This is a genomic window from Streptomyces sp. NPDC104106 (genome assembly GCF_055584345.1).
Map to the genome: position 1 here is coordinate 133,923 of NZ_JBVJMF010000003.1, position 15,774 is coordinate 149,696.

Annotated in this window: 18 protein-coding genes; 8 read left to right on the plus strand and 10 right to left on the minus strand. The window is 73.1% G+C overall.

Annotated features, from left to right (window positions below; all coding sequences use genetic code 11):
* Position 1 precedes the first annotated feature (1 nt).
* Positions 2-394, minus strand: a complete 393-nt coding sequence (locus tag ACZ60X_RS07945) for a hypothetical protein (RefSeq protein ID WP_469594760.1) — start codon at positions 392-394, stop codon at positions 2-4.
* 176 nt (positions 395-570) lie between these two features.
* On the opposite strand from ACZ60X_RS07945, the gene ACZ60X_RS07950 reads away from it, so the two are divergent.
* From ACZ60X_RS07950 to ACZ60X_RS07965, 4 genes are all read left to right on the plus strand, one after another.
* A complete protein-coding gene (locus ACZ60X_RS07950) occupies positions 571-1,614 on the plus strand; it encodes a permease (RefSeq protein ID WP_469594762.1) in 1,044 nt (347 codons plus the stop codon).
* Positions 1,611-2,348, plus strand: a complete 738-nt coding sequence (locus ACZ60X_RS07955; RefSeq protein ID WP_469594764.1) for a TIGR03943 family putative permease subunit — start codon at positions 1,611-1,613, stop codon at positions 2,346-2,348. Before ACZ60X_RS07950 ends, ACZ60X_RS07955 begins: the two co-directional genes overlap by 4 nt.
* Positions 2,349-2,515: 167 nt before the next feature.
* Positions 2,516-3,118 (plus strand): Rv1733c family protein, encoded by a 603-nt coding sequence (locus ACZ60X_RS07960; protein ID WP_469594766.1) that lies wholly within the window; start codon positions 2,516-2,518, stop codon positions 3,116-3,118.
* Between the two features lie 196 nt (positions 3,119-3,314).
* Positions 3,315-3,620: a hypothetical protein gene (locus ACZ60X_RS07965; RefSeq protein ID WP_469594769.1), complete on the plus strand. Its 306-nt coding sequence runs from the start codon at positions 3,315-3,317 to the stop codon at positions 3,618-3,620.
* Positions 3,621-3,636: 16 nt separating this feature from the next.
* On the opposite strand, the gene ACZ60X_RS07970 is transcribed toward ACZ60X_RS07965, so the two are convergent.
* The 3 genes from ACZ60X_RS07970 to ACZ60X_RS07980 form a co-directional block, all read right to left on the minus strand.
* Entirely contained in the window at positions 3,637-4,569 is a 933-nt protein-coding gene (locus ACZ60X_RS07970) for a M56 family metallopeptidase (RefSeq protein ID WP_469594771.1), read from the minus strand.
* Between the two features lie 19 nt (positions 4,570-4,588).
* Positions 4,589-4,972 carry a BlaI/MecI/CopY family transcriptional regulator gene (locus tag ACZ60X_RS07975; protein WP_469594773.1) on the minus strand — a complete coding sequence of 128 codons (384 nt, stop codon included), beginning with the start codon at positions 4,970-4,972 and terminating at the stop codon, positions 4,589-4,591.
* Positions 4,973-5,215: 243 nt separating this feature from the next.
* On the minus strand, positions 5,216-5,482 hold the full coding sequence (locus ACZ60X_RS07980) for a GlsB/YeaQ/YmgE family stress response membrane protein (protein WP_469594775.1): 267 nt from the start codon (positions 5,480-5,482) through the stop codon (positions 5,216-5,218).
* A gap of 201 nt (positions 5,483-5,683) precedes the next feature.
* Here ACZ60X_RS07980 and ACZ60X_RS07985 point away from each other — a divergent pair, with 201 nt between their 5' ends.
* The 3 genes from ACZ60X_RS07985 (at position 5,684) to ACZ60X_RS07995 (ending at position 9,372) form a co-directional block, all read left to right on the plus strand.
* The gene (locus ACZ60X_RS07985; protein WP_469594778.1) at positions 5,684-6,832 is read left to right on the plus strand and encodes a TerD family protein; all 1,149 of its coding nucleotides are present in this window, start codon (positions 5,684-5,686) and stop codon (positions 6,830-6,832) included.
* A gap of 136 nt (positions 6,833-6,968) precedes the next feature.
* Positions 6,969-7,337 carry an ArsR/SmtB family transcription factor gene (locus ACZ60X_RS07990; RefSeq protein WP_469594781.1) on the plus strand — a complete coding sequence of 123 codons (369 nt, stop codon included), beginning with the start codon at positions 6,969-6,971 and terminating at the stop codon, positions 7,335-7,337.
* Between the two features lie 328 nt (positions 7,338-7,665).
* Positions 7,666-9,372, plus strand: a complete 1,707-nt coding sequence (locus tag ACZ60X_RS07995) for an LCP family protein (RefSeq protein WP_469594783.1) — start codon at positions 7,666-7,668, stop codon at positions 9,370-9,372.
* Between the two features lie 59 nt (positions 9,373-9,431).
* Here the strand turns inward: ACZ60X_RS07995 and ACZ60X_RS08000 are convergent, their stop codons facing one another.
* Positions 9,432-9,665, minus strand: a complete 234-nt coding sequence (locus tag ACZ60X_RS08000) for a hypothetical protein (protein WP_469594786.1) — start codon at positions 9,663-9,665, stop codon at positions 9,432-9,434.
* A 172-nt stretch (positions 9,666-9,837) separates the two neighbouring features.
* Between ACZ60X_RS08000 and ACZ60X_RS08005 the strand changes: the two genes are divergently transcribed.
* Positions 9,838-10,203, plus strand: coding sequence for a hypothetical protein (locus ACZ60X_RS08005; protein WP_469594788.1), 366 nt, complete (start codon positions 9,838-9,840; stop codon positions 10,201-10,203).
* Positions 10,204-10,221: 18 nt separating this feature from the next.
* Here ACZ60X_RS08005 and ACZ60X_RS08010 read toward each other — a convergent pair whose 3' ends face one another.
* The 5 genes from ACZ60X_RS08010 to ACZ60X_RS08030 all read right to left on the minus strand — a co-directional run bounded on the left by ACZ60X_RS08010 (position 10,222) and on the right by ACZ60X_RS08030 (position 15,627).
* Positions 10,222-11,091 (minus strand): class II glutamine amidotransferase, encoded by an 870-nt coding sequence (locus ACZ60X_RS08010; RefSeq protein WP_469594790.1) that lies wholly within the window; start codon positions 11,089-11,091, stop codon positions 10,222-10,224.
* 191 nt (positions 11,092-11,282) lie between these two features.
* Positions 11,283-12,197, minus strand: coding sequence for a TIGR01777 family oxidoreductase (locus tag ACZ60X_RS08015; RefSeq protein WP_469594792.1), 915 nt, complete (start codon positions 12,195-12,197; stop codon positions 11,283-11,285).
* A 134-nt stretch (positions 12,198-12,331) separates the two neighbouring features.
* Complete coding sequence (locus tag ACZ60X_RS08020; RefSeq protein ID WP_469595954.1) at positions 12,332-12,607, minus strand: hypothetical protein; 276 nt, start codon at positions 12,605-12,607, stop codon at positions 12,332-12,334.
* A 19-nt stretch (positions 12,608-12,626) separates the two neighbouring features.
* Positions 12,627-13,052, minus strand: a complete 426-nt coding sequence (locus ACZ60X_RS08025; protein ID WP_469594794.1) for a hypothetical protein — start codon at positions 13,050-13,052, stop codon at positions 12,627-12,629.
* A 43-nt stretch (positions 13,053-13,095) separates the two neighbouring features.
* Positions 13,096-15,627, minus strand: coding sequence for a beta-L-arabinofuranosidase domain-containing protein (locus tag ACZ60X_RS08030; protein ID WP_469594797.1), 2,532 nt, complete (start codon positions 15,625-15,627; stop codon positions 13,096-13,098).
* Between the last annotated feature and the right edge of the window lie 147 nt (positions 15,628-15,774).

Sequence of the window (15,774 nt, forward strand, 5' to 3'; positions counted from 1 at the left end):
CTCAGGCGACGGCCACGCGCACGGTCCGCTCCACCAGGGAGACGCCCTCGCCCATGGAGGCGCTGCCGTCCGACAGGACCGCGACGAGGTAGCGGTGCCCGCGCACCGTGACCCGGTCGACGCTGTTGACGTCCCACAGACCGGACGCGGCGCGCCGCAGCCAGCCGTTCTTCAGCGCCGGCTGCGGGCCGCCGGCCGCCGACACGCCCCAGGTCTGCTCGAGCACGGCGGCGGTGGCGCGGGCCGGGGTACCGGAGGAGGCGGTGGCCGCGGCCGCCGGGGCCGGGTGCAGGGCCCCGGCGGCCAACAGGGCCGCGACCGCGGCCGGCAGCAGACCGGTGCCGGTGCGGGGGAAGAGGGACGGCATGGCCGGGAACAGAGCCGGAACGGGCACAGGGCGACATGACAGCCATCACCTTCACCCCGTTTCAGGGTGAATTGTGAGAAGAGCCACCGGGACCGCCAAGGGGCGGAACGCGGCCCGCGGCTCGGCCGCCCGGCGGCGTGTGCGCCGCCGCCGGAGCAACCCCCTCGCTTATCGTCGCCCGGACACCGACATCCGGAGTGACCATGGAAAAAACGGATGAACTGGTGGGTGTGGCCGAGGGCGTGACGGTCGTACCCGTCGATCCGCCCGTGCGCCGCGTCCGGCCGTGGCCGCACGGCGCCGTCCTCGCGATCGCGGCGGCGGCCGCGGCCGCGGCCGTGTTCCCGCTCGTCGGCACCTCCTGGCTGAACCAGCCGGCCGTCCAGGCCTGGCGCACCGTCTGCCTCGCCATCACCGTCCAGGCGCTCCCCTTCCTGCTCCTCGGCACCGCCCTGTCCGGCGCCATCAACGCCTTCGTCCCGGCCGGCCTGTTCACCAGGGTCCTGCCGAAGCGGCCCGCCCTCGCCGTGCCGGTGGCCGGGATCGCGGGCGCCGTGCTGCCGGGCTGCGAGTGCGCCTCCGTACCCGTGGCCCACAGCCTGATCCGGCGGGGCGTCACCCCGGCCGCGGCCTTCGCCTTCCTGCTCTCCGCACCGGCCGTCAACCCCGTGGTGCTGACCGCCACCGCCGTCGCCTTCCCGGGCGCCCCCGCGATGGTCGCCGCCCGGCTGCTCGCCTCCCTCGCCACCGCCGCCGTGATGGGCTGGCTGTGGCTCTGGCTGGGCAAGGAGGAGTGGCTGCGCGCCCTGCCGCGGCACGGGCACACCGGCCACCGGCACGGCCACAGCCGCTGGCACGAGTTCCGGCTCGGCTTCCAGCACGACTTCCTGCACGCGGGCGGCTTCCTGGTGCTCGGCGCCATGGCCGCCGCCACCTTCAACGTCGCGGTGCCGCGCTCTGTTCTCGACACCTTCTCCGGCTCGCCCTGGCTGTCGGTGCTCTTCCTCGCCGGGCTCGCCGTCCTGCTGGCGGTCTGCTCCGAGGCCGACGCGTTCGTCGCCGCCTCGCTCACCGGGTTCTCGCCGACCGCCCGGCTCGCGTTCATGGTGGTCGGCCCGATGGTCGACCTGAAGCTCATCGCCCTGCAGGCGGGAACCTTCGGACGCGCCTTCGCCTGGCGGTTCTCCACGGCCACCACCGCGGTGGCGGTCGCCGCGAGCGTCCTGATCTCAGGCGCGCTGCTGTGAGGCGCCCGGTACAGGCCCTGGTCCTGACCCTGACCGGCACCGGCCTGCTGCACGCGGCCCTGTTCACCGACATCTACCTGCGCTACGTCAAGGCCGGGCTGCGTCCGCCCCTGATCGTCTCCGGCGCCGTCCTGCTGCTGCTCGGCCTGGCCTCGGCGGTCCTCAGGGACGGCCGGCGGCAGGCGCACGACGACGACCACGGCCACGGACACGACCACTCCCGTGCCCCGCGCATCGCCTGGCTGTTGTTCCTCCCGGCACTCAGCCTGCTCTTCCTCACCCCGCCGGCCCTCGGCGCGTACACCGCGGCCCGCTCGAACACCAAGCCGGTCAGCGTGCAGAAGAAGGGATTCGCTCCACTGCCCGCGACCTCACCGGTGCCGCTGACCCTCACGGACTTCACCAGGCGGGTCCAGCAGGACCGCAGCCTCGCCGTCAGGAACCGCGCCGTCCTGCTGACGGGCTTCGCCAGCCCGGCCGAGGACGGTGACGGCTGGTACCTGACCCGGATCATCTTCACGTGCTGCGCCGCGGACTCGCAGACGGTCAAGGTCCGCGTGTACGGCACCGAGGCACCGCCCGCCGACACCTGGCTCGCGGTGACCGGCACCTGGCACCCCGGGGGCGCCCTCGGCACCGCGACCGCGCGGGCGGCACTCGACGCCACCAGCGCCCGCCCCATCGCGCAGCCGGTGAACGCCTTCACCGACGACCTGCCGCTCACCCCGTCGTAGACCGGCGTACGGCCCGGCACCGCTTCCCGGCGCGCACCGGCCCGGACCGCGCCTGGCCCGCCGTACACCGGTCTTTTCCGCTCCCATACCGCCACGACACCCGATGAGGTGCACGATGGAGTGGTGGCACCCGCCGCTCGCCCGGCGGTGGAGAGGAGGCGGTGACGATGACCCGGACACCTCCCACGACGGTCACACCGGTACGGCTGTGGCGGTGGCGGCGCAATCCGCTGCGGCGCCACAGCGATGTCGTCGAGGCCTGGATCGTCCTCGCGACCTGGGTGCTCGCCGTCGTCTGCGGCGCCGTCGCGGGTCTCGCCGCGGCCCACCACGCCGACTCGGGGTTCGCCGCCCGGCGGGCCCAGGTGCACGCGGTGCGCGCCGTGGTGACCGACGACTCGGCACGCGGCTCCACCTCCGGGACGGGCTACGACGACGGGCGGGTGTGGGCCTTGGTGCGCTGGACGGACGCGCACGGCGCCGTGCACACCGACCGCGCCAAGGTCGCCCCGGGCGCCCCCGCCGGCTCCCAGGTCACGGTCTGGACGAACAGCGCGGGCCGCGTCGTGTCCGCACCCGTGACCGGCGCCGCGGCGGATCTCCAGGCGGCTCTCACCGGCGTCCTCGTCGCCCCGTCGGCCGGCGCGGCGGTGTGGGTCGTGGGGTGGGGCGTGCGCGCCCGGCTCATCCGGCGCCGCATGGCCGAGTGGGACGAGGAGTGGAAGCAGATCGGGCCCCGGTGGGGCAACCTCAGCGGCGGCCGGGGCTGACGGACCCGCGGCTCGACGGCCGTTCACCACCGGCGGGGACCCGGAGGGGTGCGCCGCGCGGCGACAGGGCGGGAAGGGCCACCCGCTTCTCGCGGATCCGGATTGCGCGGTGCACGGTTCCCGACCGCTTCTCCGCGTCTGTCTCGGTCCTTCCCGCCACTACCAGCACACCACCAAAACCGCCCGACCACCAGGGGTGCCCGGCCCGCGCCGGGCACTCTGCGGCGACGACGTCGCGGTCTTCACCGGCGTCAGCGCCATGGACCGGATCTCCCTCCACCCGACGATGGAGGCGTTCTGCGTCGAGGCCGGCGCCGGCAACCGGCACATCGCCACCCAGCTCCACCGCCGTCTCCGCCGGAGGTCGTCGCCGTACGCGACGGCGACGACCCCGCCGTCAAGTGCGCGGCTGCAGCGCGCCGAGGCCTACGGGGACCCCCGCGACGTCTTCCGGCACCGGCAGTCCGTGCGCCTTCCGGGGGCGGACGGCGACGCGGGCTGAGCCGCGGGCCGCTCGCTCACAGCGGGGTCGCCGCACGCAGCAGGAGCAGCAGCGTGAGCGCCGAGTTGGCCGAGAACATCGCGGAGAGGGCGGCTCCGGCGGCCGCGGTCCACAGCGCCAGGCCCGCGGCGGTGAAGGGGGACGGCCAGGCGCGTCCGCTCGGCGCCGGGCCGAGCAGCGCGGCGACCCGGCGCGGGAGCGGCCCGGGGGCGGCCAGCGCGGCGAGAGTGGCGGCCGGGGTGGGGCGGGAGACGAGCGCGGCGGTGCCGATCGCCCGGGCGACGGCCTTGCGGCTGCCGACCGCCTGAGCCGCCTCCTCGTCCGCCCAGCGCTCCGCGCTGTAGGCGACCGCCGTCCGCAGCGGGCGCAGGAACGGGTTGGCGCGGGCGGCGAGCTGGACGAGCAGCAGGTGCCGGTGGTGCCGGGCGGCGAGATGGCTGCGCTCATGGGCGAACAGGGCGCGCCGTTCGCTGGACGCGAGGCAGCCGAGCATCGCCGTGGACACCACGATCCGGTCCCGCGGCCCGCCCGGCAGCGCGTACGCGTACGGCTGGGAATCCGGCAGCACGGCGACCGGAGTGGGCGGCAGCCCCCTCAGCGCCGCGTGGGCCCGTCGTCGTACCCGCCGGTGGCGCAGCAGCGAGCGGCCGCAGGCGGCCACGACCGAGAGCAGTGCCGGGATCGCGGCCTTCCCCGCGACCTCGTGCCGGGGCACGCTCTCCCGCACCTCGGGATCCGACCAGCCGTCGGGCAGCGGATTGCCGGGCAACTGGGCCGTGCCGACCACCATCAGCAGGGCCAGACAGACCGTGCTGCACAGTGCCATGACCGTGCAGACCCAGGTCAGCAGCACGGTCGCGGTGCGCGGATGCAGACGCTGCTCGGCCAGGCGGGCGATCGGCCAGGCCGTGAGCGGCAGGATCAGGGGGAGGAGGACGAAGATTCCCATCGTGGCGTGCGTCTCGTCCTCAGTCCTCGCCGGCGGCCTGGTCCAGCAGTTCGCGCAGCACCTGTTCGTCGCCCTCGGGCAGCGCGGTGATGAAACTGGCCAGGACCGCTCGCCGGTCCTGTTCGCCGTCGAGGACCTTGCGCATCTTCAGCGCGGCCAGCCCGGCCTCGTCCGCGGTGGGCATCCACACGAAGGACCGGCCCTCGCGGCGGCGCGCCACGGCGTTCTTCGCCAGCAGCCGGGCCAGGACCGTCACCACGGTCGTGTAGGCGAGGTCGGCCGCGAGATGCTCCTGCACCCAGCCGGCCGTCACCGGTCCCCCGGCCGTGTGCAGCGCCGTGAGCACCTGCGTCTCCAGCGCCCCCTGCGCCCTGCGCGGACGGCGCGGATCGGGGTCCGTCACCCGCTGTCTCCCTTCGCCCGGAGGAACGCCACATCGTACCGGGGTGCCGAGCCGCCGGCCGTGGCCGGTTTCCGTTCCCGGCGTCGGCGTCCCTCGCGCCGCTCCGCCGCGCTGTTTCTACAGTGTTGTAGATTCGGGGCGGATCCGGGACCCGCGGGATCCGAGTCACGTCGCGTGCGCGGTGGGACGAACGATGGGTGTTCCCTGCCCGAGGGTGACGATGTGCCGCTGAGCGGGGAGCGTTCAGTCGCGGGAGTTGCCGAACAGGATGCGGTAGCCGATGAGCAGCACCAGTGAGCCGCCGATCGCCGCGCCCCAGGTGTACAGGTCGAAGAAGTGCTTCTCCACCGGGCGGTCGAGGAAGCGGGCGGAGAGCCAGCCGCCGATGAAGGCGCCCGCGATGCCGATGACGGTGGTGCCGATGAGGCCGCCCGGGTCGCGGCCCGGCAGCAGCAGCTTGGCAATGGCTCCGGCGGCCAGGCCCAGCACGATCCAGCCGATGATGCCCACGGTGTCGCCTTCCAGTCGGTTGCGTGTTCGCGCAAGCGTAGGGGTGGACATCGGGGGTGTCCGGCCGTCGTCGGCCACTGGTGAGGTCCCGTCGAGGATTTGCTACATGATTAAGACATTGCGCAACTGGGGAACCGGCAGGGCTCCAGGAGCGTCGATCATGATGGACGCGGGAAGCGTGAGCGGCTGCGGAGGACGTGGATGAGTGTGTCCCTGACCAAGGGCGGCAACGTGTCGCTGAGCAAGCAGGCCCCCGGTCTGACTGCGGTGACGGTCGGGCTGGGCTGGCAGGCGAACACCGGGTACGAGCTGGATGCCAGTGCGTTGCTCTGCGGCGCGTCGGGGCGGGTGCTGTCCGACGAGCACTTCGTCTTCTTCAACAACCTGACGAGTCCCGACGGTTCGGTCCGCCACGGCGGCGGGGGCGCCCCGTCCGGCGGGGACGACCAGTGCATCCAGATCGACCTGACCCGGGTTCCCGGCCAGGTCGAGAAGGTCGTCTTCCTCGTGTCCCTCTACGAGGCCGCGAGCCGGGGCCAGAGCTTCGGGCAGGTGCACCGCGCGCACATCCGCGTCCTCGACCGGGACGGCGGCGCCGAACTCGCCCGCTACGACCTCGCGTCGGGCGGTCTGTCCGCCGAGACGGCCCTGGTCTTCGGAGAGTTGTACCGGCACGGCGCGGAGTGGAAGTTCCGCGCGGTGGGCCAGGGGTACGCCTCGGGCCTCGCCGGCATCGCCACCGACTACGGCGTGACGGTGCTCCAGGAGACCTCCCCGAGCCCCGCGCCCGACGCGAGCCCCGCGCCCGCTCCGGCGCCGGGCCCGGCCCCGCTCGCCGCGCACCCGCAGGGCGCGGCCGCGCCGCCGCAGCCCGCACTGTCCAAGCCACCGGTCGCCGCACCGCCGGCCCCGGCGTTCACCGCATCCCCGCAACCCACCGGGAGTTCCACCGTGACCTGCTTCTTCGACCCCAACCACGGCCCGGGCACGACCACCGTGACCTGGTCCCCGCAGTGGGGCGTGCCGCGCCCCGTGCAGACCTGCGGCGGCTGCGCGCAGCGCGTGCAGACCACGGTGCCGCCCTTCTACACCCCGCCCCAGCAGGGCTACCCGCAGCCGGTGCAGCAGGGCTATCCGCAGCAGGGCTACCCCCAGCAGGGCTATCCGCAGCAGGGATACGCGGAGCCGTACGACCACCACGACCACGGGCAGCAGGGCGGCGGCCGCCGCTTCGGCGCCGGCGCGCTCATCGGTGCCGGTGCGGCCGGTCTCATCGGCGGCGCGCTGCTCAACGAGGCCTTCGACGACGACGAACCGGACGTCGTCGTGAACAACTACTACGAGGACTGACCACCCCGGACCGGTCCCGGAAGCCGATCCCGAGGGCCGGTACGCACCCCGGCCGGCCCTCCCCGTCTCCTTCGCCGCCTACACTGGGTGGGCGCATGTGCGTCGACCGTGATGAGGGCAGGGACGGGAGAGGACAGTGACGGAGAACGCCGCCGGCTTCGACGACCCGCCTGCCGAGGTGCTGGCGGAGGCCGCCGCGGCGTTCGGGCTGCTCGCCTCCTCGGCCAGGCTCCATCTGATGTGGGCCCTGTCGCAGGGCGAGAGCGACGTCACGCACCTCGCCGACCGGGTGGGGGGCGCGCTGCCCGCCGTCAGCCAGCATCTGGCGAAGCTGAAGCTTGCGGGGCTCGTCCGCTCCCGCCGCGAGGGCCGCCGGCAGGTCTACTACATCGACGACCCGGACGTGATGACCCTGGTCCGGGTGATGGTCGGTCAGCTGACGGCGCGCACCGGCCACAGACCACTCGCGCCCTCCGGCCGCGATGTCCGTGAAGTGGCTGTGTAAGAACAGGGTTTGAAAGATCACGACGGGCAATTCGTAGGGGATGTGACCCATATGGGCCCCGTTGTGGATCACACCTGACACCGTTCTTAACCGGGGGGCGTACACTCCGGCTCCCGTACCGTCCCAGGTTCGCACGCGGTTCCCATAGGTGCTCCCTCTGTGAATCGAGTGTGTATCTGCGCTGTTCGGGCCACAGGTTTGTTAGATTGCGCAATCACGCAAGCAAGGTGGAGCGGCAGCGCTCCGCCCGCCCGTACACCGCCGCGCAGTCCTGGCCGTACACCCCTCGGCCGGGACTGACGGGCCCAACCGTTCATGGGAGTGGGAGATGAGCGACCCGTGGGACGGCCCCGCCGGCCAGGCCACGCGGAGCCGTAGCGCACGGGTGCCCGGTCAGCGGGCGTCCGAGGCCGACGGGGCCCGGGCGCAGGGCGGCAGGGCCGCGGTCCGGGCGGCCGCCCGCTCGCGCACCGCCAAGCGCGGACGCCGGGCCCGTCAGGCAGGGCGCGGCAAACGGGTCCTGAAGATCGTCGGCATCGGCATGTCGACCCTCATCGTGGTCACGGCCGGCGCGGGCTGGTGGTTCTACGAGCACCTCAACGGCAACATCCACAGCCTCTCGCTCGACGGCAAGGGCGGCACCGAGAAGGCGGACGCCTTCGGCCGCACCCCGATCAACATCCTGGTCATGGGCTCCGACGGTCGTACCAGCGCGGAGGACTGCAAGCTCGGCGGCGGCTGCGCCCACACGGGTGTGCAGACCGGCAGCAACGCGGACGTGGAGATGGTGGTGCACATATCCGCGGACCGCTCCAACGCCACGGTGATGAGCATCCCGCGCGACACCATGACCCATGTGCCCGCCTGTACGAACAGCGAGACGCATCAGTCCACGAACGGCTACTACGGGCAGATCAACAGCGCGCTGCAGTACGGCCCGGCGTGCCAGGTGGCCACCGTCCACCAGCTCACCGGCATCCCGATCGACCACTTCGTGAAACTCGACTTCTCCGGCGTCGTGAAGATGTCGGACGCGGTCGGTGGTGTCTCGGTGTGTGTCAGCGACAACGTCTACGACACCTACTCGCATCTGAAGCTGTCCAAGGGCGCGCACACCCTCAAGGGGGTCGGCGCCCTGGAGTTCGTCCGGTCCCGGCACGGCTTCGGCGACGGCAGCGACCTCGGCCGTACGACGACCCAGCACATCTTCCTCAGCTCGCTGATCCGCAAGTTCAAGAGCGCGGGCACCCTCACCGACCCCACCGCGGTCTACGGCCTCGCCGACGCCGCCACCAAGGCGCTGACGGTGGACGACGGACTGGGCAGCGTGAACAAGCTGATCTCGCTCGCGACGGACGTGAACAAGGTGCCCACGAAGCGCATGACGTTCACGACCATGCAGACGGCCCCCGACCCGAACAACAAGGAGCGCCTGGTCGTGGGGGCGGGCGCCCAGACCCTGTTCGCCACGATCGCCAACGACCAGTCGCTGACGACCGGTTCGGGCGGGAAGGCCGCGGCGGCCTCGGCCACCGCCAAGCCCACCGCCTCGGCCGTGCCCGCCGCGCAGATCGCGGTGACGGTGGAGAACGGCACCACGGTCACCGGCCGTGCCTCGGACATCGCCACCGCCCTGACCGACCACGGCTTCAGCTCCGCCACGACCACGGCGAACGCCCCGAGCCCCGCGACGACGACCACCCTGACCTACGGCACCGGTCAGAAGGGCGAGGCGCAGACGGTCGCCAAGGCGCTCGGCCTGTCCTCCGCGCATCTGAAGCAGGGCACGGGCACGGGTCTGACCCTGGTGATCGGGTCGGACTGGCCGAGCGGCTCCAGCTTCCCCGGCGGAGGCTCCTCGCCGGCGCCCGCCGACACCCATGCCGCCGTCTCCAACGCCCACGCCTCCACCGCCGACGAGGCCAAGACCTGCGCCCAGGTCAGCCAGTACCGGACGGTGAGCCTCAACGGCGTCTCCATGACCCCGGCGCAGGCGTACGCGGCGGCGCGGGACGTGCCCGACTCCGACTCCTGAGCGGTACCGGGCGGGCACGCCTGCGGGGCGGCCCGGCCGGGCCGCACCCACCGCGCCGGTCAGGGACTGGCGATGTCGAAGCCGTACCGCAGGGGCTCGCCGGTCACGCCGTAGTCGCGGCGGTACACGTACACGGCCTCGGCCCGTACGCCGCCGGCGGAGGCGGCCTCCACCGTGCACGGGTACGTCACCTGGACGACGCGCGGCCGGCCCGTCACCTTCATCCGCAGCCCGTCCGCCGGCCCGCCCTGGAGCACCGCGGTCTCCCAACCCGTCACTTCGGTAGTGTCCACGGCGCACAGTTTAGAGCTTGCGCAAGTTTCGACCCGGTGAACCGGATCACCGCCCGGTGCGATCTGCGCGGACGCGTCTATCCTGGGCGGATGTCCCGGCGCCGCGACGCCCGGCGCCGGGACAGGCGCGCGACCTGAAGCAGGGGCGTCGCACAGGGGGAAAGAGGGATCGATGGACTGGGTCTGGTGGGTGCTGATCCTCTTCTGGACGGGTGGGTTCGCCTGGCTCGCGGACACCGTGCGCACCGCGCTGCGCAACCGGCACGAGCGGAAGCTGCAGCTGATGGAGGCGGCCCGGCAGGAGCGTCTGGCCGTCGAAGCGGCTCAGCGCACGCCGGAGCCGGTCTGCGGGTGCACGCACCATCTGGCCAAGCATGACAAGGAGGGCCGCTGCCATGAGCGCGTCGAGATACCGACGGCGTGGGACGAGAACAAAAAGCCGCTGCGGTACGAGGCCGGGGAGTGCAACTGCCAGCAGTACGTCGGCCCGCAGCCGCTGTCGCAGGTGTACGCCGAGGACCTGACCGACCGGGCCTGAGGGCGCTGGTGTGTCCTGCTACGCGGGGCGCTGTGACGCGGCCGCGGCGGGTCGCAGGTCGGCCAGGGTGAGGGGGTGGGCCGGTGCGTCGGGCAGGGCGACCTGGCTCGTGGTGCGCAGGCCGGGGCCTACGTGGAGCAGTTCACCGGGGTCCATGAGCCGCCACAGGGGACTTTCGTCCATGGGCTCGCTGGCGACGACGACGGAGGGCAGGGCGGCCAGGTGTGCCGAGCGCACCCGCAGATGACCGTCGCGGCCCGCGTGGTCCAGGTGCCGTGCGCCGTGGTGCCCGCCCGCGGGGCGCCGCAGGACGTACAGCTCGTGGGTGGCGGGATAGCGCAGGGCCCACAACTCGTCGGCGGTGGTGAGGATGACGTTGAGCGCGTACAGCGGAAGGTGCTCGGCGACCCAGCGCGCCGCGGCGGCGAGGCCGGCGGACACATCGCCGCCGTGCGCCGCGGTCTCCCGGGTGACCAGGGCGAAGAAGCGCTCGGAGTCGGTGTCGCCGTGCACCAGCGACCGGTCGGCGCCGAGGTGCCGGTCGAGGTCGTCGAGCCCTTCGATCACCCCGTTGTGCGCGAACAGCCGGCCCTCCTGCTCGAAGGGGTGTGTGTTGCGCATGTCCAGGCCCCCGGTGGAGGCGTAGCGGATGTGGGCGACGAAGGTGGCGGACTCGACCTCCCGGGCCTCCCGGGCGAAGGCGCGGTCCTCGTACGCCGCGATCGGGGCCTTGTGCACCTCCGGGGCCGCGTCGGCGCCGAAGAAGCCCAGCCCGGTGCCGTCCGGTTCCCGGTGGCTCTGCGTACGGAGACTGTCGGGGGCGTCCAGCAGCCAGAACGTGGCGTGCGTGCGGTGCGGGGAGCTGATCAGTCCGAACAGTCGGCACACGGCTTCCTCCTTGTCGCCCTGGCCACCGGTCCTCTCGCCGGGACCCGGCACCGTACGGCGGGACGACCATGGTCCCGCGCGACGGCCGTTCCCGCACGCGGCACCACGAACGCCGTACCGCGCCCGGCACCGTGGATGACATACCCGCTCCTCGGCGGGAGGCGGCGTCCCGATCCGGCCGCGTCGGTGCCTCAACCGGCCGTCCCCAGCGCCGAGTCGAGCGCCTGGCCGAACGTCGGGTGGGCGAAGGCGAAGCCCGCCTCCTCCAGGGCGCCGGGCACGACACGGGCGCTGCAGGTGATGCTCCCCGCGAACTCGCCCAGCACCGCGCGCAGCGCGAAGGCGGGGACGGGCACGAGCGCGGGGCGGTGCAGGGCGCGGCTGAGCACGCGGGTCACCTCGCGGTTCGTCGGTGGACAGGGGGCCGTGAAGTTGACCGGGCCGGACAGCTCTTCGGTGGCGAGGGCGAAGCGGAGCGCCGCGATGTGGTCCGTCAGCGAGATCACCGGCCAGTACTGGTCGCCGGAGCCGAGCCTGCCGCCGAGGCCCAGCCGGAACAGCGGGAGGAGCCGGCCGAAGGCGCCGCCCTCGGCCGAGACCACCAGCCCGGTGCGCGGGTGGACCACCCGCACGCCGGCCCGCCGCGCCGGGTCGGCGGCCGCCTCCCACTCGACGCAGACGGACGCCAGGAAGTCGTCCCCCGCGGGGCCGCCCTCGTCGGTGACCCGCTCGCCGGTGTCGCCGTAGTAGCCGGTCGCGGACGCGGACACCAGCACGCGCGGGGCCGTGTCGGCTTCGGCCACGGCGCGCGCGACGGCCGCGGTGCCCCGGACCCGGCTGTCGCGGATCTGCCGCTTGTATCCGGCCGTCCACCGCTTGTCCCCGACTCCCGCGCCGGCCAGGTGGACGACGGCGTCGGCACCGTCCAGCGCAGCGGGCTGGACCCGCCCCGCCACCGGGTCCCAGTGGGCGGTCTCGCTGCCGTCCCGAGGCGGGGTGGCGGACCGGTCGCGCACGAGACGGACGACCTGGTGGCCGTCGGCGAGCAGCGAGCGGGTGAGGGCGGATCCGATGAGTCCGGTGGACCCTGTGATGGCGACGCGCATGGCGTCCTCCCGAGCAGGCGGGGGCGGTTCTGCTGATTCAAATTTGAATCACACGGACGATACACCTGGTGCTTGTGAGTTCAAGTAAAGGCCTCGGGTGCGTGGCCTGCCCGACGGGACGCCCCACGCCGCGCTCAGCGCCATGGCCGCCGCCCGGATCGCAGAGGCTGACCCGCGAGACGGCCGGTGGCGGGGCCCCGGCGCGGACAGATCACCGCGCTGGGATGGTTGCGGTCGCGCAGCACCGCGCTCGCCGGGTCCCGCTCCCACCACTCGGCGAAGTGCACCGAGTAGTCCTGCGGGTTCTTGCCGGTGTCCCCCATGTCGAAGAACTCGTCCATCACCAGCATGCCGAGCCGGTCGCAGGCGTCCAGCAGGGACGGCGTCGGCGGATTGCGGGCGGTGCGGATCGCGTCGAAGCCGGCCTCCTTACCAGCCGACGCCGCCGACCGTGTACCCGGTCGAGCCCCCGTTCTGGCGGCGCCCGGTGTCCAAGGGGCCGATCACCTGGGGAGCCGGCGGCGCGTCCGGGTCCTTGAGCACCGGCAGGGAGGGATCGCTCGTGGCGCCGCCGTCGGCCGGACCGGCGTAGGGCAGGTCCTCGATGCTCCGGTCGTGCGGGAGGTCGAGGCGCCGCCAGGAGCCGTCGGCGTACCCGGGCGACTCGGCGCCGTCGGCGTCGCCGCGCAGGAGCAGCCGGCCCTCGTCGAAGGACCGCTCGCGCGGCGGGCCGCCGGTCACGGCGCGCGCGGATGCGGAGCCCTCCGGTTCGAGGGCGGCCGTACCCGCCACCGCCGCGCCGAGCGCGAGCGCCTGCCGCCGGGTCATGCCCCGGCCGTCTCCGTGTGCCGTCACCGTCTCTCCCACCGCGCCAGGCGTAGTTGTGCGGGCCGCCGGGTCAGGAGCCGGCCAGGGCCGCGACCTCGGCCGCGGCCAGGGACCTGCCGTAGACGCGGAAGTCGTCGACCGCCGCCTTCAGATACGGGTCCGGGTACTGCGACCTGCCGATGTACGCGGCCCGGATGTGGTTGCCGAAGTACCGGGGCTCGACGGTGACCGCCGTGTTCCGGCCCACTTCGCGGCCGTCCGCGTAGAGCACGGCCGTACCGGATCCGTAGGTGACGGCCACATGGACCCAGCGGCCGGTGGGCAGCGGGGCGGCGTCGATGCGCTGCTCCGCCCCGCCGCCGCTCGTGGTGATCGCGTAGCGCAGGGTGCCCGCGTCGCTCAGCGGGGTGAGGAACATGTTGGCGCTGACACCGGTGCCGAAGTCGAAGATCCGGCTCCAGGCGGCGGGCTGCCCGGCGAGCCGCACCCAGGTGGCCACCGAGTACGCGGAGGCGCCCGCCAGCAGGTCCTCGGCGAGGGCGACATGGCCGTCGGCGCCGTCCAGGGACACGGCGCCCGCGAGGTGCCCCTGCGTCCAGGAGGCACCGCCGGCCAGGGTCGCGGTCTTCCCGTTGCCGGTGGCGTCCGCCGCGGCCGTGCCGGACGCCTCGTCGAAGCGGTACCAGGCGGCGAACTCCGGCGGCGGCGTGGGGGCTCGGCCCGTCAGCCAGTAGACGTTGTAGTACTGGTGGTGGACCCGGGCGACGGGCAGCAGCGGCACCGTCCGCCCGTCGGCCGTCGCGGTGAACCGCAGCGGGTCGGCCGACGTCTGCCGGACCGAGGCGGTGTCCAGCCGGGGCATCCAGCGGCTCTGCTCGGCGCCGTACGCCCCCGCCAGTACCACCGGGCCGTGCAGCACGGCCCGCACGTCCGGATCGTCGGGGGTGGCCTCGACGGTCGTCCGCATCGGCCGGGCGACCTCGACCCGGTCCCCGGCCTTCCAGGCGCGGTCGAGGCTGAGCCAACTGCCCGCGGCCGGGCGGTTCTTCAGCGTACGGCCGTTCAGCCTCACGCGCGCACCGGCCGCCCAGGCCGGGATGCGCACCAGCAGTTCGTGCCGTGCGCTGCCGGCGGTGACGGTGAGCACGGTGGAGGCGGTGTCGGGCAGCCGGGTGGTCTGCCGCCAGGTGATCCCCCGCTCCTGCCAGCGCACCTCGGACGGGATGAACAGATTGACCAGCAGCCGCTGTCCGTCGTGGGTGTAGATGGTGTCCGCGAACTTCGCCTGGGTCTCCATGCCGGTGCCGTGGTCGCAGGAGAAGTTGTCGTAGTCGGTGGAGTACGCGTCCGGGTCGGTGCCCATGAAGGACGGCTGCTGCTTGAAGGAGCCGGGGCCGAGGCCCGTGTAGTAGATGTTGAAGCCGTGCACGGAGTCCGGGTCCTGCTCGCCGAGCATCTGGTTGAACAGGGTGCGCTCGTAGTAGTCGAGCAGATCCGTCCGGTCCGGGCTCTCGAGGTGCAGCAGCCGGGTCAGCTTGAGCATGTTGTAGCTGTTGCAGTTCTCGCAGGTGCCGTTGGACAACTGGCCCGCGACGACGTCCGGTTCGTGGAAGGCCTCGCCGTTGCTGTTGCCGCCGATGACGTACGAGTGGTGCGCGGTGACGATCTGCCAGAAGTTCTGCGCGATGGTGCGGTAGCGCTCCGGCAGGCCCTCCTGCCACAGCCGCATCGCGCCGACCATCTTCGGGATCTGTGTGTTGGCGTGCAGTCCGGCCAGCCGGTCCTCGCCGGCCGCCAGGGGGTCGAAGACCCGGGCGTGGGTGAAGCGTTCGGCGGTCTCCAGCCAGACCGCGTCGCCGGTGATCGTGTGCAGATCGGCGAGGACGTCGTTCATGCCGCCGAACTCGGTCTCCAGCACGCGCTGCATATGCGCGTAACTCAGCTTCCTCGTCCGGGCGTTGACCCACCCGCCGAGCTGGAGCACCACATCGAGGGCCTGGCTGTTCCCGGCCAGCCGGTACTGCTCGACCAGCCCCGCCATGATCTTGTGGATCGTGTAGTACGGCGCCCAGACGCCCGTCCCGGCCTCCAGCCGGTCGAAGAAGCTCTCCGGGAAGGCCGACAGATAGCCCTTGCCGTAACCGGCCGACGGCGACGCGGCCTGGCAGGCGGCCAGCGCGGCGACGAGGTCGCGGCCCTTGTCGCGCAGCACGGTGTCGCCCGTGCCCGCGTAGGCGAGGGCGAGCCCGGAGAGCAGATGGCCGGTGGAGTGCCCGCGCAGCTCCACGGTCGGCGCCTCCCAGCCGCCGCAGGGCTGGGCCGTGCTGGGCAGGCCGACGTTCAGCCGGAAGGTGTGCAGCAGCCGGTCGATGTCGACGAAGCGCAGATAGGCGGTGTTGCGGTGCTGGTTGTCCTGGAACGGTCCGGCCAGCAGGGTCACCGCGGTCAGCGGGAACGGCTGTACAGGAGTGGCCCGCAGGCGCGGCGCCGGGGGGTGTCCGGACGCCGCGGGGGCGGCGCCGGCGTCGGTCACCGTCAGGGCCGTCGCGGCTGCCGAGCCGGCCGCCGTGAGGAAGGACCGTCTGCCGAGGGGTGGGGTCACGAAGTCCTCCGCATGCCGATGGCATGGGGCGGGGAGTCCCGGTCCCCGCCCCATGGACTGTTCGTTCGATATACCGAAAGCTGTGCGACATGCTGTGCGGGGATCTACCGTAGAGGACTGGCTCCCGGTGTCAATGGCACGGGGAAG